This window comes from Lacrimispora sp. BS-2 (assembly GCF_040207125.1).
Taxonomy (GTDB): domain Bacteria; phylum Bacillota; class Clostridia; order Lachnospirales; family Lachnospiraceae; genus Lacrimispora.
This window is the reverse complement of record NZ_CP157940.1, coordinates 3655686-3672923: the sequence shown is the minus strand read 5'-3', so window position 1 is coordinate 3672923 and position 17238 is coordinate 3655686. Positions and strand designations below refer to the sequence as shown.

Below are 17238 nucleotides of genomic sequence, written 5' to 3'. Positions count from 1 at the left end.
CCGTAATGACTATCAAGCTACTCAGGCATATTTAACATCGCATCCAAAAGATAATCCAGCTGTACACTGGATGAGTAGATGTCGATATCATAAAACAGAGTAAAATCAATGGGAATCGTTCTACCATTTTTTACTGCGGGGAGGGATTCCCAAATGGTGTTTCCATTCAGCTCTTCAATATCTCCGGACAGGATTAAATAGTCTCCTGCATAATCCTGGATCACTTCCATGGACACATCCCGGTACTGGTCTTTTGCGATGATTTCATTTTGAACGATCTCCGGTGCCTTAAACCCCAGGTGGCTGTAAATCAAGTCACCGCCCCGGCCCCATTTATCACCAAATACCCAAATGCTGCCGTTTGCTTCTCTCTCGAAAATACTGACTGTTTTGTCCATAATTTGTTTTTCTGCAAGTTCTTCCTTTGCCTCTTTCAATTTTTGTTCAAAATTTTCCAAAGCCTTTTCCGCCTCATCCTGGCGGTTCAGCACTTCCCCTAAGAAACGGACCCGTTCCTCTAAGGACAGTTCTGTAAAAGGAAGCCATACCGTAGGTGCAATTTTAGAAGCAATATCATACTGCTCCTGATTCACTACTAAAATCAAATCCGGATCATAAGATAAAATTTCTTCTGCTTCAAATTTGTCCCAAACCGGTAAATCTGCCACTTCTTTTTCATATGCCTTTCCCGCAGCGTCATAAGTTGCCGCAGGCTTTATTCCAAGGGCCAAAACGTCTCCCATACAATACGTTGCAATTACTCTCTGGGGATCCACCGGTACCTCAACTTCTCCATGAACGGTCTTTATCACTCTTGTTTCGCCACCGGCTGTCTGCGCTTTTAAACTGCAGCCAGAAAGCAGCGTTCCAACTGCAAGCGCCATAAAAAGCGCCGCCTTATATTTATTTAGCCTCAACATGAGAACTGCTCCTTCACTCTGATCTTTATTCTGACATTCCCTGAATTGCGGAAACCGTATAATCCAACTGTGCAGATAAACTGGCTACATCAGAATAGTAAAACAATCCCTGATACTTTCCCGGAATTTCTGCAATCCGGCCTTCTGCAACAGCAGGAATACTTTTCCAAATATCTGTCTTTGCATATTCTGATTCTTTTCCTTCCTGCTGGAACCATAATATATAATCTCCGAAATATTCATGAGCCACCTCATAGCTTAAGGTCCCTCTGCCGTTGCCGGATTCTTCAACCAGTTTCTCCAGCTTCTCCGGTTTTTTAAGACCAAGATAGTTGTAAACCAAAGTTCCTCCTCTGGAACCAGTTTCATATGCCACACCGTTCCAATCACCGGATGGACCCCAGTCTTCCAGAATGCTGAATGTTTTTCCCTGGTATTTTTCGCTTTGCAGCTCTTCCTTTGCTGCGGCAAGCTTTTCTTCAAAGGCCGCAATCAAGGCTTCTGCTTCTTTTGACTTTCCAGCCGCCTCTCCAATGATGCGGAGACGCTCAACAGAGCTTACGTTTTCTTCCGGAATGACCAGTACCGGGGCTATTTTCCCAAACTTTTCAAAATCCTCTGTCTGATAAGTAATAATCAAATCTGGCTCTGCAGCCATAATATCCTCCGCTGCCCAGTGTTCCAGCTTGGAATCAGAAGAGAACTTGCCATAAAATGGCATGGTCTCCTGTTCCCATGCATTGTATCCAACCACGTTCAAATCTAAAGAAAGCACCTCTCCTATGTACCAGTTCACGACTACACGCTGGGGTTCTTTTGGCACTTCTATTTCTCCCATTACTGTATTTATTGTGTGCATGTCCGTCGCATTAGAGCTTTCCCGGCTTACACTGCTGCATCCTGTCAGCGTAAACAAAAGCGCAAACATAAAACAAAATATGGACCCTATTTTCTTCATATCAATTCTCCTTAAAGTTGTGATAATTTTCCTTCTTACAGCTTAAGAGCTTATTTTCATTTCCTTTATGTTAGTCTAAACTAACTAAGCAGAATACTAACACAATATAAAATATCCGTCAATATGGCCTGAGCGCATTACGAGGAAGTTTATTTTTCATGCAACTGCGCAAACACACAGTTTTTCGCTGTTTTCTGATGTTTTTTTCATTCTATGCTCAGCTATATGGAGTACAAATAAACCAAATTGGAGCATTACACCATTGTCCTTTTTTCTTCTTTCATGTATAATTTGAAGGTATAAAAGTTAGAAAGTGAGCCATCATGCAATGAATGAATATCAAGCCGCCTCATGGGGAGCCATGGCGAAAAAATATAACCTGGATCAGCGGACCTACGGACCAGGAACCGGATATTACTTTCCACCCCACTGGTCCAATGGATGGATCATTGAAGCATGTCCTGCAAAAGGCCTGTTTGTTTCCAGCGCGTGGTTTACTCCAGACAAAAAAACCATCCACACCATAGACGTGAAAAAGCCATGTTTGTGGATCTTTTGTATTGACTGCGGCAACATGATATATTCCCAGCAAGGCAAAGCATCAACCACCTTCACCCCCATGACCCACGTTCTGGTTAATCCTCACCAGCCATTTCATTTGACCTTTCCCAAAGGAATCCATACCTGCTTTACCAGTGTTCTTGTTTTCGATGACTTTTTACAACCCTTTTTGCAAACAAGAAACAATGCCCCAAAAATCAGCATTTCAGATGCAAAAGCATGGGAATCAGAACATTACAACTCACCAAATACCATGATGGTATTAGAACAGATCCGCTGGGCAGTGCGCAATGCGGATATGCCCCTCCTTGCCTTTGAAGGAATGGTACTTCATCTGCTATGTTCAATCGCCAGAAACTATCCTGTAACTCCAGAGCGAAGGAACAGCCGCAGAAATTATGTAACGTGGGAAAATGAGAAAAAGGTTTACTCAGTAAAACTAAAAATTGACGAAAATGTTCTCCAGGTTCCGCCAATGGAAGAATTGACAAAAATAGCAGACATGAGCGAGAGCAAATTACGCCTCAGCTTTAAAAACATTTATCAGATTCCCCTTTATGATTATATCCGCAGGGAAAAAATGAAACGTGCCATGCAGCTTTTATCTGATGACCATTTGAGTATCCGGGATATTTCGGAGCTGTGCGGCTATAAAAACGCCTCCAAATTTTCTGCCGCTTTTCAGGATGTTCATGGGATTACACCAAGCGAATTTAGGAAGGCTTTTAATTTATAAGAGACGGCCCAGGACTTGCTTATGAGTTTTCGGACTGCTTCCCCACTAATTTCTGCAATCCGTCCATGGACTCATTTACCTCCCAGATAGAGCTGCGTGTATAAAGACCACTTCCCTGGCAGGTGGATGCAATAGATTGATTCTGAAGCATTGCTCTGCTCTTCTGAGATGCTGCCTGTTTCCAAAGCTTGATTTTCCTGCACCTGTTTTAGATCGTTATCATCTGTTTTCTCGCTCCTGGTTTCATTCTGACTTGCAGAAGATTCCTTCGGTGCCCCTGTTTCCCCGGCAGTTACTTGGGAATCCGCCGGTTCCATAGCCGTTTTTCTGTTTTTCATCTTATATGATCGTCCTTTCGTTAATTACAGCCAATACCACTTAAAGAAATGGTATATGTTTCATTTCGAGGGGCTTTTCACTTCTTTTCAAGTTCTGGCACTGCTGATTCCCAATGCCTCCAGGATTTCCTTGTGGGGCCGGTCCCCATCTGCCTGAAATACATCAATATGATTCAGATCCCCGCTTCTGTCTGTAAATGCGGGGAATAAGAATCCACACTCCGGTTTCCCCGGCTCATACTCCCCTGCTAACGGGCAGATAGCACAAATCATATATTCAAACACTTCTTCCGATTCCCACAATCTCTCCTGATCTGAAGCCTTTGCCGGAATATCATAGCGATCATGGAAAAGTAAAATGGCATATTCCAAATCCGTATGGTAGCTTTCCATGACTACATCATAAAATGTGTCCATCAGGGCATCATTTTTTAATCCGCATTCATTCATCGCCATAAGCAGCTGCCACATGCTCCCCGGCCTTCGCATGCTTTGTGGAAATTCATATTTCTTTAAGTTTACATTGGTGGCAGAAAAGGGAATCTCCTTTGCCAGCTTCAATTTTTGGGTTCGCTCTGATGGAGATAATTTTAAAAAGTTTGTATTAAAACTCCCATCAAACTCTCCCTCCCTATCAACATAACACCCTGCGATTCTTGTAAAGGATGTCCGGGCAAGGGTCATCCGCCTTGTCAGCTCCAGCATATCTTCTCTGTTTATCATTGTCTGTCTATTCCTTTTCTGTCATTTTATCCAATTTTCCCTTTGCTTCTTTTACATTCAATTAAGGATTTATACTTTTGTTTGTGATATTATATTGCACAAGGTGCGTCTCAGGGATGCACTTTTTATTTGAGCACAATTGAACTTATTAAATCACGAAATCATGACTACTCATTTGACGGGTGGTCATGATTCACAGGACATGTGGTTTACCATTTACATTATCTTACAAAGAAGTGAAACAGGATACTGCGAATTATAAAAAATTCGTAGTATCCCTTATCTTTATCTAAAATAATTACCCTGTTCTGAAACAAATTCCATGGGTTTTTGCAGATCAGACTCCTTCATCTTCTGAATGGCAAGTACAATATATAACACGGAAAGTCCAAAATTAATGATCCCGAACATTGGTATGGAAAACGGCAGAAAGGACATAATTGCCTTAATCAATAAAGGCAGCGTTCTGGCATAGACCCCCATCTGATACAACTGTCCAAAGGTCAGACGGTATTTCATACAGGAGGCAACTATCATCCCAATAAGAGCAACGACCAGTACTCCAAAGAAAAACAACGCCGTCATAAATATAAATGCCAGAACCATAAAAGCTGTTACAATCAGATAGGCATTGGGTACCCATTGCTGAAGCGTCTCCCTGCTGAAATCCATGTCAAATTCGGAAAAGTATCTTCCCATAATTTCACCTTTATTCTTTACAATGACCTTTTCTGAATCCATCAGGACTACCTGATAATAATCTGAAATATATTCCCTGATCTCATCCACATCATAAAAAGAGATATCCGGGGCCGTATCTATATAAATATACGTACCATCTTTTTCGTATTCGATAGGCTTCTCAACCCAAAGAGTTCCGCCGCTCAACTCAAAATCAGGAACATAGTCTTCTATAATTTTGACAAATCCGCCTGTTTTGAACTGAAATTTTATAAAAGGAACAATCATGGTCAGGGAAAAATATATGACCATAAGAACAACTCCGGCTAAAAAAACCTTGCTGCGTTTATTTTTTATAAATTCCTTAAAGCATTTAAAATCATAAAGAGATAATCTAAGTTCCTTAAATATATTCAATTTTATCTTTCCTTCCTTATAACTGTGCTAATGCAAATCCAATTCCAAAAACCAAAACATAAGTCAAAATCAGCACCACAATATCCAGGGCCACTCTTGCGGCTATATGGATTTTTTTGTTGGAAGAAATAGAAACAGTAGCAGAACAGCCGATTATACCGATCAATGCTCCCAAAAGACCATTTATAAGATTTATCGAGTGCAATGCCATGAAAATATATGCCCATTTAGGGATATTAACAGGAACATATGCTTCACCGGTTGCACAGTCTTTCCCGTCAATGACCAGCTTCGTTCCCCCAATCAGGGAACTTACAATCAACGAAGCCTTTTTAGTGCCAACATCTATAGCATAAGCAGCCTGAAACCACTCTCGCTTAACAAGGAAGTCCTTCAGTTTTTTTTCTTCATGATTCACAAGAACCTTACTCCCCTTCAGCTTGATCTCATAATTCTTTTCATCAACCTTTACTTTCCATACTTTACCCATACTCATGTATCCTTTCTCTTAAGTGTTTTTATACATGGTTATCTTATCATGTGATGAATAAAAGGAAAAGGCTTTTCTTAATGTGCTGGTTCAAATCCTTAATCTGTACAGCTTATTCCCCTACTTTCCGGTTAAATACCTTATCATGCTTTCATAATTTCAGATTTTTTTAAATAGCACTTTAAGCACCGGCGCCATTCTTATTAATTCAATCAAACTTCTCTACTGTAACTTCATTTGTAATAAACCGGTATTGAAAACGCACTGCCATATTATCTTTCTCCGTGGTAAAATGTGCCTTATTGCTTGAGCCGCTTCTGGGATATCTGTCTTCCTGATAGGTAGCTGACAGCGTTCCGTAAGTCGCTACCGAATAATCATAGGTTCCTGCAAACGGCATCACCACAGACAGTGTATAGGTGTTGTCACCTATGTAATACATCCGGGTCACTTCGCTGTTGGAATCATTTTTTACTGCACCCACATGAGGCTGAAAACTTCCATATACCACAATTTTCTCCGGCAGCTTCATTCCAGTCCCTTCATCATAGACTTCTCCGGCTCCATAACGGATGAGCATCTCAGGATTGGCCGCTTTCTTTCTTAGTTCATGCCCAGTGGCCCATAATCGCTTCGCAGTCTCTTCCTGGCTGAATCCCATGGGGCAATCAGAACTCTTCCAGTTTATCTGATAAAAATTCTGACGGTCCCATTCCCCGTTGTCAGCTCTTATTCCTGTAACCGCCCCATCTCCCAGCATCCGGCGAAATGGCAGTTCAAAGTAAGCATTGGGATTATTAATCTCCGTCCATTTGTAAGTATACTCCAAAAAATGATTTCGGCTCTCTTCTGACTGATTGGCAAACCAGGCAATCTGATCATATCCCCACCAGTCCCTCCATGCCAGCTCTTCTCTTGAATAGGAATCCCGGTCTTCCACCGCTAAACCACCCCAATTATCATACTCCATCAAATAAGGCATGGTGCCTGCAGACCATCCATTGGGGTTTTCTCCCCCTTCACTGTAGCCCTCTCTCACCAGCACCAGCTTCTCTCCGGGTACTTCCAGAAGAGGAACTCTGGTAAATGGCATGGCATGATAATCAAACAGCAGCTTCCCACGGATATTTACTCCATGGGTGTGGGCATCTAAAAGCACCTTGCGCCGTCTCCCATGTACTCTGGCATATTCCCGTATCATGGTAAAAAGCTGCGCTGTCTTTTCCATACCCGGATCATGAGCCGTGTATAAATGCACCTGTCCCATATGCAAAGCTTCATAACCACAGTCAATATATCTGGTTGCCCGGTAATAAAACCACATCTGGGCTTCCCGGCGGGACAGATCCGGGATACCTCCATTTTTAGACGGATCCTGTCTGCGGCTTATATAACCGGAGGATTCATCTGTAAATAACGCCTCCTGCATCCGAAAGGTTCTCTCTTCCGGCTTCATCCCAAAAGCTTTGAACACATAGGCCGGTATCCTGATTTCCTCCATCCGCTCCACAATCCATTCAAACACACAGGCCTGAAGAATAATGTCCGGATCCACAGCATGGACTTTTTCGGCCAGTTCCCTGGAAAGACGGAAATGCTCCTCGTCCTCCATTGGCATATACCAAATGCCGGAGGCCCTTCCCAGAAATTTTACGCCCATTTCTTTAATAGCCCGCAGATCATCCGTAAGGGTTTCGCTTTCGAATAATCCCGCTGCAGTTACGCAGCGGGACAAATAGTTCTCCAACACTTCCCTTGATATTTTTTCATAAAATACAAAATCCATCTATCGTTTCCTTTCTTACTGCTTTTCCAGAAATTTCACTATAGTAATAATACCGGCCCCGCTGGCCCCCTCTCTCATTTCCTCAGTTTCAGAACGTATCACAGATGGTCCTACCATATCCAGATGGATCCACCGGGTTCCCGGCTCCACAAACTTCTCCAGAAAGCAGGCTGCCACACTGGCTCCGGCGCCCTTTCCCGGCGCATAATTGGCAAAATCTGCGACTGTACTCCATTCCAGAAGCTTATGATAATAAGAGTTCAAGGGAAGCCTCCAAAACATCTCTTCTGACTCCCGGGCAGCCTCCATCCAGGGATTCAGCAAATCTTCATCATTTACAAACAACCCGGTAAATGAATCTCCCAGTGCAGCGTGAGCCGAATAAGTCAGTGTCGCCATATCAAGGACAAAAGCTGCTTTCTGCTGCTGCGCATAGGTAATGCCGTCACAGAGCACCAGCCGTCCTTCTGCATCCGTATTATAAATCTCAACCGTCTTTCCGGCCAGTGTCGTAATCACATCTCCCATTTTTACCGCGTCGGAGCTGATGACATTTTCTGCCAAAGTTAAGATTACCATAAGATTCTTTTTTACTTTATTACGTACCAGGATTTCAAAAGCTTCAAGTACGCCTGCTGCTCCGCACATATCAAACTTCATGCCGCACATACCATCCATGGATTTTAAGTGGTATCCGCCGGAATCAAACATCAGTCCTTTTCCCACCAGGGCAATCCGTTCGCCTCCCGGCAGTCCTTCATACTGAAGAATCACCATGGCTGCCTCCCGGCTGCTTCCCTGGTTCACAGCAAGCAAACCACCGCAGTTCAACTCTTCCAGTTCCCGATTCCTTAACGTCCGGCAGAAAACTCCAAGGTTTTTCGCCAGATCTTCGGCATAGCAGACCAGATCCTCCGTATGTAAATAATTGTTTGGTAGATTCCCCAGAGTACGGGCATATCCCTTGCATCTGCCTATGTTTTCCCCTCTGAAAAGAATCTGTTTCCACATTTCATCCGATATTCCTGTATATTTGTCTTCAATAGCCCCACCGTTACCCACAACAAGGGTATAACAGGTTTCTCCATAATCAGCCAGGCCATCACGGTTCTCATAAATCTCTTTGCGGTTAAGACCCTTTAATGCCTCTTTTTTAAAGCGATAGGCCCCATCATACAGGCCGCAGACTCCATGTTCTACGGCCTGTGTCAGTTCTTCCGCTGTGAACCCCAACTGATCCAGCCGAATCTGACAGTCACCTCCACCTTTCTTTCCCAGCTTTCTGAAAAAAGAAAACAGTGATTCTCCATGTTCCGGTTGTGAGTTCCTGCTTTCAGGGGCCGGGCTGCAGGTGATTTGAATCCTCATGTTCACGGCTCCTTCTTTATTCCAGTTCCAGTAACAATGTCTTTATTTCATAAGGCTTCAGCGGTACTTGAATCTCTCCCGGGTTAAACTTCGTCTCCTGTTCCATCAGATTACACTCACACCATTGTTTTACCGGCAGTCTGCTGCTGATTTTCACAGAACATCTTTTGCCCTCAAACTCATGGAAACGAAGTATGATGCGTTCTCCATTTTCTTCACGTTTCAGCGCATCCACAACCAGATTCTCCTGATTAAATGAAATCCAGCTTTCACTTCCCAGCCTGTTTTGACCCGGCTTTCCGGTCAGCGGATTATTTAAATCAAATGCCTGCTGCTCAATGCCCGCCTCATACCATTCCTTATCATGAGGCAGAATTGCATACGTAAATTCATGGGTTCCAAGATCTGCCGTATAATCAGGATCCACTGCCGATTTTAAAAGCGTCAGGCGGATGGTATCCTCTTTCACATCGTGGCCGTATTTGCAGTCATTCAACACGGCCATTCCATAGCCGGTTTCCCAGATATCCACCCATTTGTGAGCTGCCACCTCAAACTTAGCAGCCTCCCAGGTCGTATTCCTGGTAATCGGCCTGCGGATATTTCCATTTTGAATATCAAACCGGGCATCTACCGCACGCACATCCACGGGAAAACTGGTCTTTAACAATTTCTGACGCTCTTGCCAGTCTACGATTGTCTTAAAATCAATCCGCGGACTTTCTTCATACAGGCACATAGTCTGCCGGATCTGGGATTTATGATACAGCCAGGAAAACTCCACGTCCCAGCCCAGACTGTGTTTTCTGGTACTGACCTCAGTGCAGTTCTCCACTATCTCTCGTTTTAAGTCAATGGTAGGCTCCAGTTCCCAGGCGTCAAAACATCTGGGCTTGTCTTCAAAAATCTGAAGCACGTTGGCGCATTTCCCTTCAGGAAGAATCTCCCGCTCCGCTTTTTTATCATAGATACGGTTCAACTGACCCTTTTCATTCCAGGAAATCGTGTAAAATGGCGTTTCAATCTGAGATGCTCCTGTCTTAGAATCTGGCAGCTCCATACCGGTGTGCCCGGCTTTTGGGGTCACAAAGCGGAAAGTGGAAAATGAAAATGGCTGTATCTGGAAAACCCATATAAGCACCCCGTTTTCTTTCCACACTGCTTTTACTTCCTGACCGTTTTCATCTATCACCATATGCCCTTTATAATGAGAAAGCTCTGGATCGGTCATCTGGATAAAGGCTGCTCCGCTTCTCACCCAGTTGGAGTTATTGAACACCGTATAGCATCCTGCTTCCGATGCATAAAGAGTCTGATTTACTGCTTCCATGGTTTCCTTTATCAGCTGCTGGGCCCGGCCGTATTCCACATGACTGTCCTCATACACTTCTTTAATAGAAGAGCCGGGAAGAATATCGTGGAACTGATGACACAGCACAATTTTCCACGCCTTTAAAAGATTATTATAATCATAAGGTGCTCCCGCAGCTGCCCCGGCCAATACGGAAAGTATCTCTGTATCACGAAGAAGATATTCCATTTTCCGGTTCATCTTCTTATTGTAGGCCTGAGAAGTATAGGTCCCCCTGTGAAACTCCAGATACAATTCGCCATCCCACACGGGTATATAGCCATCCATAGGGTTTTCTTTTAATGTCTGGTTCAGACGGCGGAAATATTCCGTAGGCATCTCCATCTTTACATGGGGCAGACCTGGAATCTTGCCGGCGGCTTCTGCCTGCTTTATCTGGGTTCTGGTCGGGCCGCCGCCCCCATCACCGAATCCAAAGGAAATCAGCAGATCTTTATTGGTATCCTTATTTTTATACTGCTCCCATACACCCCTTATGGCGTCCGGACTGGTATTGCCATTATAAGTATAGTAGTCCTCTCCGGGATCTGTTGTTGTGATAAAATGGGCCGTCACTTCCGTTCCGTCCATTCCTTTCCAACGGAAGGTATCATAAGGCAGACGATTGGTGTCGTTCCAGCTTATTTTTGTGGTCATAAAGGTATCGATACCCGATTTTTTTAAAATCTGGGGCAGTGCCCAGGAGTATCCGAACACATCCGGCAGCCACAAGTATTCGCTTTCATAGCTGAATTCCTGTCTGACGAAATTTTTACCAATAAGAATCTGACGAATGATCGATTCTCCGGAAGCTAAGTTGCAGTCGCACTCCACCCACATGGCTCCGGAGGGTTCCCATCTTCCCTCTTTCACACGCTTTTGAATATATGTATAGATATCAGGATAATCTTCCTTAATATACTCGTATAACTGTGCCTGTGTCTGAAGAAACCGATATTCAGGATACTTCTCCATAAGCCGGTTCACGGTAGAAAAGGAACGTGCTGCCTTTTCTCTTGTATGGCGCAGCCGCCACAGCCAGGCCACATCGATGTGGGTATGTCCGATCAGACTTACGTTCACGTCCGGCTTTCCCCTGCCATCCATCTTTGAGTCAAGGAACTGCCAGGCTATCTTCACAGTCTCATAAAATTCTTCACTTCCCGGCTCTGTAAAGTTAATCCTGGTAAAAGTACTTACCAGAGTATTCAAGATCCATTCTTTATACTCATTTCCCATTGGCAGCAAATCATAAGTCTCAAGTGCTGCCTTGGCCAGATAATACAGATCATCTGTGGGATGATCAAGAATTCCTATCTGCGCCTGGCGGATTTCCATCATCTTTTCCTTCGGAATTCCTCCGCCGCTTAGTCCAGACCACAGGCGAAATTTCAGTTCCTGGGAATAGCCATTTACTGCCGGCTCCAAAAATACTTCATGGTGATTTCCATCCACTGCCTGATAAGGCTTTCCGTTTAAGTACAGTAAACTCTCAAAATCCCCGTTATTTCCCGTTCCGATCCTGGCACCGAAATCAAACAGTCCCAGAACCTCTTTATCCATCCATTCCTGGGGGATTTCTACGTCAGCAGTCAGCCAGTTATAACGATCCCAGCCCTTCCAGCAAAAACCGGTTTCCACCGGCTGTCCTGCCCCTTGGGGAATTCTGTTGCCTATTGTCCCATTATCCTCCCATAATAACAACCCTTCCAGGTCTTTTCTGTCTCGATATCGAAGGTTTTCCAACTCCTCTATGATATTTTTCATTCTGTCCCGATTGTGAAAATCAAATGGCATTTTTTGTTCCTCCATACACCTCATCGTATCTATCTACCAGTTGCTTTGCCAATGAATAGGAATTTATCAGGGGATGCAGCGTCAGCGCTCTGATGGCAGTTTCTCTTGACTGTGTTTTTACAGCTTCTACCGTAAGTTTCTCATACATCTTAATCAGGCGGATCAATAAATAACATTCTTCCGGCACCTCTTCAATCTTAACCGGGCAAATACCAGCCCTGGATACCAGACAGGTGGTTTCAATCACGTCCTGATCTTCAAGTCCCGGAATGCTCCCGTTATTTTCAACGGAAAGCACAAGATACTTTCCCTCTTCACTCTGCATTCCCTCGATGCAGTCCAGCATAACACCGGCATACCCCATGCCCTCAGGAACCTCAAGCTGTCCCTTTTCAATCAGCGGCCGCTTTTCAAGACCGGTTTCGATGCTCATGTAGGAGTTTTCCCTGAGCTGCATATAATAAAGGAAAACCTGCAGCGCTCCTTCCGGGTCCCCCTCCATATCCATGGCTTGCAGCTCCTCCATCATCCTGATATTGACGGCTTCAATCGTCTTTCCTCTGGTTGCTCCCGATTTTTTTATATTTTCAAGTGCCTTTTCCCTATGGTAGTAATAATATAGGTATTCATTGGGAAGGAATCCAATCGAACGCAGCAGTTCCGGATCAAAAATGGAAAATTCCTGTATACGCTTTAAAAACCCGTCATCAGCCAGAAGCTTGGGCAGGATTTCTTCCCCGTTCTTTTTTACGCTGCGAATCCATGAGAGATGATTCAATCCGAAAAATTCCACGTAAAGCTCATCTTCCGTCACTCCCAGTGCCTTTGCCATGCGGAATTTCGTGCTGCTTGGAGCATCACAGATTCCGATGATCCTGGAATATCCGGCATTGTGCAGCGCCTGAGTTACCAGACCCGAGGGATTCGTAAAATTAAAAATCCACGCCTCAGGTGCGTGTCTTTTTATCATCTCGCAGTATTTCAACAACACCGGTATTGTTCGAACAGCCATGGAAAATCCCCCTGCTCCCGTGGTTTCCTGACCAATAACCCCCAGGTCCAGTGCGACTGTCTCATCTATTCCCCGGGATGAATCTCCCCCCACACGAAGGGTCGTTACAATAAAGTCTGCCCCCTTTATGGCCTCCACCGGATCAGATACCGCCCATACCTTCAAATCTTTCTGTTCCCGATTTACTACATGCTTACAGAGCTTTTCTATAATTTTCTGCTTTTCCTCCTGGATATCATAGAGAACAACTTCATGGATATTCAAATTTTTATAGCGCTTTAAAAGGCCATTTATAAAAATAACGGTACGTACGCCCGCTCCTCCAATCACTGCAATCTTCATTTTGCCATCCTCCCTTCCTGATAAGTCTGTATAAACTCCATAAGCCTGCTCTCTGTGGGAAACCCTGTGTTTCCTCCAAGTGCAGTTACTGACAATGCACCGCAGCCATTCCCGCAACGCAGAGAATCCTCTGGTGATTTTCCTTTTAAAAATCCATACAGAAACCCCGCATTAAATGAATCTCCGGCCCCTGTGGTATCTATGGCCTCCACCGTATAAGCGGCTGCCTCATAAATATCTTTCCCTTTTACGGCAATGGAACCCTGTTTTCCCATCTTAATCACTGCCAGTCCGCTATACGCCGCAAAATCCAGTGCAGCTTCTCCGGCATCATCCTTCCGCCCGTAATGGCAGGCTTCTGTTTCATTCATAAACAATACGTCAATATATGGAAACAACTGATAAATCTCCCGTTTCCATTCCCCTGTGGAATCCCATCCTACGTCAAAGGAAACCGTAGTCTGTGTTTCCTCTTTGATTCGCCGGAGGAATTTTAAATAAGAATCGTGATTTGCTGAACCCCCATAGCCCGTCACATGAATATGAGAAGCATCATTTACCTTCTCTACATCCACGGTATCGATATTGATGCTTTCATTGGTTCCGCGATAGGTTAAAAAAGACCTGTCTTTCTCATTTGTAAAGCTTAAAGAAATGCCTGTCTTTTGTGTTTTGCTTGTTTGGAGAAGGGAATCGTCTATATTATTTTCCCGAAATACCTTTCGGATGAACGCTCCATAGAAATCATCTCCCACTTCCCCCTGGAACACCGGATGCAGCCCCAGTTTACCCACGCCCAGTGCAAACAGGGCGCCTCCGCCGCCTACAAAAGTCTCCATGACCGGAACCTCATCCTCCTGTCCCGGCTCAGGGAACTTTTCCACACCTGGTATTACAATATCAATATTTACATCACCGTAAACGTATAAATCCCATCTTTTTTCGTTCATTCTCACTCCCCTGGACACTCACCCTTTGACCGCACCAATCATAGCGCCCTGGGCAAAATATTTCTGTATAAAAGGATATACACAGAGAATCGGTACTGTGGTTACCACAACTGCCGCCATTTTTAATGAATCCGAAGTTACGGAGGCCGTATTATGGGCCAGTGCCTGGGCCACGGAAGTAACCTCACGCTGAGAACTCATGGCTTTCGTCAGCATCTGCTGCAATACGGTCTGAACCGGCCATAACTTCGTATTATTCATATAGAATGCTCCGGCAAACCAATCGTTCCAGTGATTCACCGCCGTATAAAGTCCTACAACAGCAATTACCGGTTTACTTAAAGGGAGCATGATTTTTGTATAAATCTGAAAATATCCGCATCCGTCAAGCTTTGCCGACTCTTCCAGACTGTCCGGTATCCCCTCAAAGAAACTTCTCACCATCATAAGGTACGTTACACTCACCAGGCCGGGAATTACGTATACCCAGAAAGAGTTGAGCAAATGCAAATTTTTATACTGGATATAAGTAGGAATCATACCGCCACCAAATAACATGGTAAAGGTAATCAGAATCGTGATGCACTTACGTCCGGGAAGATCATACTGTTTCAGTACAAAGCCTGCCATCGTAGTGACCATCAGACTAAAAAATGTTCCGATTCCTGTTCTCGCCAAAGTGATGCCATATGCATTCATGATGCTTCCGTCTTTAAATACCTCTTTAAAATTGTTTAATGTAAATTCTCTTGGCCAGAACCAGATACCACCCCGGGCGGCATCCTTTCCATCATTAAAAGAAAGAGCCAGTACATTTAAACACGGTAGCAGAATAATCAGACAAAGTGCAATGATTATAATATAAATAAGTATCTGCATTACCCGGTCCACTGGGTTCGTCTTTATATAGTTCTTCATTCTCTGCCCAATCCTTTCCTCTTTCTTCGGGGTGACGCAAAATGAATTTTTCATACAGGATGTAAGCCACATCTTATTGAATTTTTTCATTTTGCGCCTCTCCATATCTTATTTATAAAACGTCACTGATTTCGGATTTTCATCGTAAACCTTTTTCACATGATCTTCAAATCTTTCCACACCTGCTGCTTTAAGCTGTGCACGGAAGGACTCAACAATGGATTTCACCTCATCGTCTGTTTTTGCGAAGCATGCCTGTATGAAGGTTTCCTTCCAGTCCAGAAGTTCCATCTGCAGCTTAACATCCGCCAGTTCATCTGCTGATAAGTATGCTGTGGCATCTAGCCCGGGAACCAGTTTCTTCTCCACCGGATAATCTCTGGCAATCTTTACACTTCTTGCGAAAGTGGACTCACCTGCGGATGCACCGGGACGTGACTCTCCAAAGTTATCAATGTTGTTTTTATTGGTCAGCACAAATTCAAAAAAGTAATTTCCTGAACCGCCAAGGCCGGAACCAACTGTATTAATCAGATAATCTGTATCACCTTCATTTAATTTTTTAACAACCTCATCCTTTAACCGCGGATAGCCGTCTACCATGTCATAGGATACTCCCTCAGCGCCATACTGGGCGATGATCTGCCCTTCCTTTGAAGACAGCCAGTCAAAGAATTTGAATATCTCCTCCGGATTCTCAGCATTTGCAGAGATTGCCATACATCCACGGTGAGACTTGCCATGTACCACTTCCTTGTTGTCTCCCTGAATATCATTCAACGGTCCAAGAGGTACCCAGTCATCACTTCCGTATACGATTTCTTCATAGTTATGAACATCTGCCATGATTGCCGAGCTGTGATTTCTGGAAACCTCTTCCGCACGGGTGGAGTCCATGGTAAAGAACTCAGGATTCATAAGTCCTTCGTTAAGAAGCTTTCTCACAAAGTTAATCTGGTCATAGGCATAATCTGTTTCAGCAATGTGTTTTACTTTTCCATCTGTATCCAGATTATAATTATCACTGACACCCCAATTATATCCGGCAGTGATAAATTTCAGAGGATCTGCAGAGCCACCCCAGTATTTCGGCCCCAATGGATATACATCATTGCCGTTATCATCCTTAAAGCCGCCTTCTTTAATCTTTACCAGCAGGTTATAAAAGTCGTCCTGTGTATTAATTGTTCTCGGATCAACACCAAGAGCATCCGCAATGGCAGACTGGATGTACATACCGCCCACATATTCTTCCTCTGCATTGTATTCCAGAGAACGGTCAATCTCGTCTATATTCATCTGCCACATATAGACACCGTCCAGATTTTTTCTGAACACAATATTATCATGGGTATCCTGAGGAAGGTAACCATCTTCATAATATTTGGAATACACCTTACTGTTCTTCATATAATCGGAAACATCTGCAAACATGCCATCCCTGGCAGCCTTATACAGCAGCGGGAATTCCTTTCTTGTGGAATCATCCAGATAGCTGATAATCACATCCGGGATAGTTCCTGATGCAAGCTGGGAAGCCAGTACTTTTGAGTCACTGTCTCCGGGCGTATATCGGACATCCAGTTTGATACCCGTCAGCTCCGTAATCTTTTTCATTGTTTCGGTGTTGTTAAAATCATCTGGAAGCGTATCCCCGATATCATTTACATAGGCCTGAACCGTAATGGTACGGTCTGCAATCCAGGTATCGGGCTTATCAGAATTATCTGTGCTGCTTTCTTCGCTTTTTGCAGTACTGCTGCTATTGCCCTGGCTGCTGCAGCCTGCCAGCGTTGTGAGCGCCATGGCTCCGGCCATAGACACTGCCAGCCAACGTTTTAAGGTTTCCCTTTTCATATTAAATACCTCCCTAGAAAAATATAGTTATAA

The 17238-nt window shown here is 44.0% G+C and carries 14 protein-coding genes; 1 reads left to right on the top strand and 13 read right to left on the bottom strand.

Annotation, left to right across the window (positions count from 1 at the left end; genetic code table 11):
• Nucleotides 1-17 precede the first annotated feature (17 nt).
• On the bottom strand, nt 18-920 hold the full coding sequence (locus ABFV83_RS17250; RefSeq protein WP_349945565.1) for an ABC transporter substrate-binding protein: 903 nt from the start codon (nt 918-920) through the stop codon (nt 18-20).
• A 25-nt stretch (nt 921-945) separates the two neighbouring features.
• Complete coding sequence (locus tag ABFV83_RS17245; protein ID WP_349945563.1) at nt 946-1878, bottom strand: ABC transporter substrate-binding protein; 933 nt, start codon at nt 1876-1878, stop codon at nt 946-948.
• Between the two features lie 328 nt (nt 1879-2206).
• Here ABFV83_RS17245 and ABFV83_RS17240 point away from each other — a divergent pair, with 328 nt between their 5' ends.
• Nucleotides 2207-3175: a helix-turn-helix transcriptional regulator gene (locus ABFV83_RS17240; RefSeq protein WP_349945562.1), complete on the top strand. Its 969-nt coding sequence runs from the start codon at nt 2207-2209 to the stop codon at nt 3173-3175.
• 71 nt (nt 3176-3246) lie between these two features.
• On the opposite strand, the gene ABFV83_RS17235 is transcribed toward ABFV83_RS17240, so the two are convergent.
• From ABFV83_RS17235 to ABFV83_RS17185, 11 genes are all read right to left on the bottom strand, one after another.
• Nucleotides 3247-3513, bottom strand: a complete 267-nt coding sequence (locus ABFV83_RS17235) for a hypothetical protein (RefSeq protein ID WP_349945560.1) — start codon at nt 3511-3513, stop codon at nt 3247-3249.
• 87 nt (nt 3514-3600) lie between these two features.
• Nucleotides 3601-4236, bottom strand: a complete 636-nt coding sequence (locus ABFV83_RS17230; protein ID WP_349945558.1) for a DUF4317 family protein — start codon at nt 4234-4236, stop codon at nt 3601-3603.
• A gap of 285 nt (nt 4237-4521) precedes the next feature.
• On the bottom strand, nt 4522-5334 hold the full coding sequence (locus tag ABFV83_RS17225; RefSeq protein WP_349945557.1) for a DUF1189 domain-containing protein: 813 nt from the start codon (nt 5332-5334) through the stop codon (nt 4522-4524).
• A 16-nt stretch (nt 5335-5350) separates the two neighbouring features.
• Nucleotides 5351-5824: a hypothetical protein gene (locus ABFV83_RS17220; RefSeq protein WP_349945556.1), complete on the bottom strand. Its 474-nt coding sequence runs from the start codon at nt 5822-5824 to the stop codon at nt 5351-5353.
• A 208-nt stretch (nt 5825-6032) separates the two neighbouring features.
• Nucleotides 6033-7610 (bottom strand): hypothetical protein, encoded by a 1578-nt coding sequence (locus tag ABFV83_RS17215; RefSeq protein WP_349945555.1) that lies wholly within the window; start codon nt 7608-7610, stop codon nt 6033-6035.
• 15 nt (nt 7611-7625) lie between these two features.
• Nucleotides 7626-8978: a leucyl aminopeptidase family protein gene (locus tag ABFV83_RS17210; RefSeq protein ID WP_349945553.1), complete on the bottom strand. Its 1353-nt coding sequence runs from the start codon at nt 8976-8978 to the stop codon at nt 7626-7628.
• Between the two features lie 16 nt (nt 8979-8994).
• The gene (locus ABFV83_RS17205; RefSeq protein WP_349945551.1) at nt 8995-12126 is read right to left on the bottom strand and encodes an alpha-mannosidase; all 3132 of its coding nucleotides are present in this window, start codon (nt 12124-12126) and stop codon (nt 8995-8997) included.
• On the bottom strand, nt 12116-13480 hold the full coding sequence (locus tag ABFV83_RS17200; protein ID WP_349945549.1) for a glycoside hydrolase: 1365 nt from the start codon (nt 13478-13480) through the stop codon (nt 12116-12118). The genes ABFV83_RS17205 and ABFV83_RS17200 overlap by 11 nt, the downstream gene beginning before the upstream one ends.
• Nucleotides 13477-14430: a carbohydrate kinase family protein gene (locus ABFV83_RS17195; RefSeq protein ID WP_349945547.1), complete on the bottom strand. Its 954-nt coding sequence runs from the start codon at nt 14428-14430 to the stop codon at nt 13477-13479. The genes ABFV83_RS17200 and ABFV83_RS17195 overlap by 4 nt, the downstream gene beginning before the upstream one ends.
• 18 nt (nt 14431-14448) lie before the next feature.
• Nucleotides 14449-15438: a carbohydrate ABC transporter permease gene (locus tag ABFV83_RS17190; protein WP_349945545.1), complete on the bottom strand. Its 990-nt coding sequence runs from the start codon at nt 15436-15438 to the stop codon at nt 14449-14451.
• An 18-nt stretch (nt 15439-15456) separates the two neighbouring features.
• On the bottom strand, nt 15457-17205 hold the full coding sequence (locus ABFV83_RS17185) for an extracellular solute-binding protein (protein WP_349945543.1): 1749 nt from the start codon (nt 17203-17205) through the stop codon (nt 15457-15459).
• Nucleotides 17206-17238 lie beyond the last annotated feature (33 nt).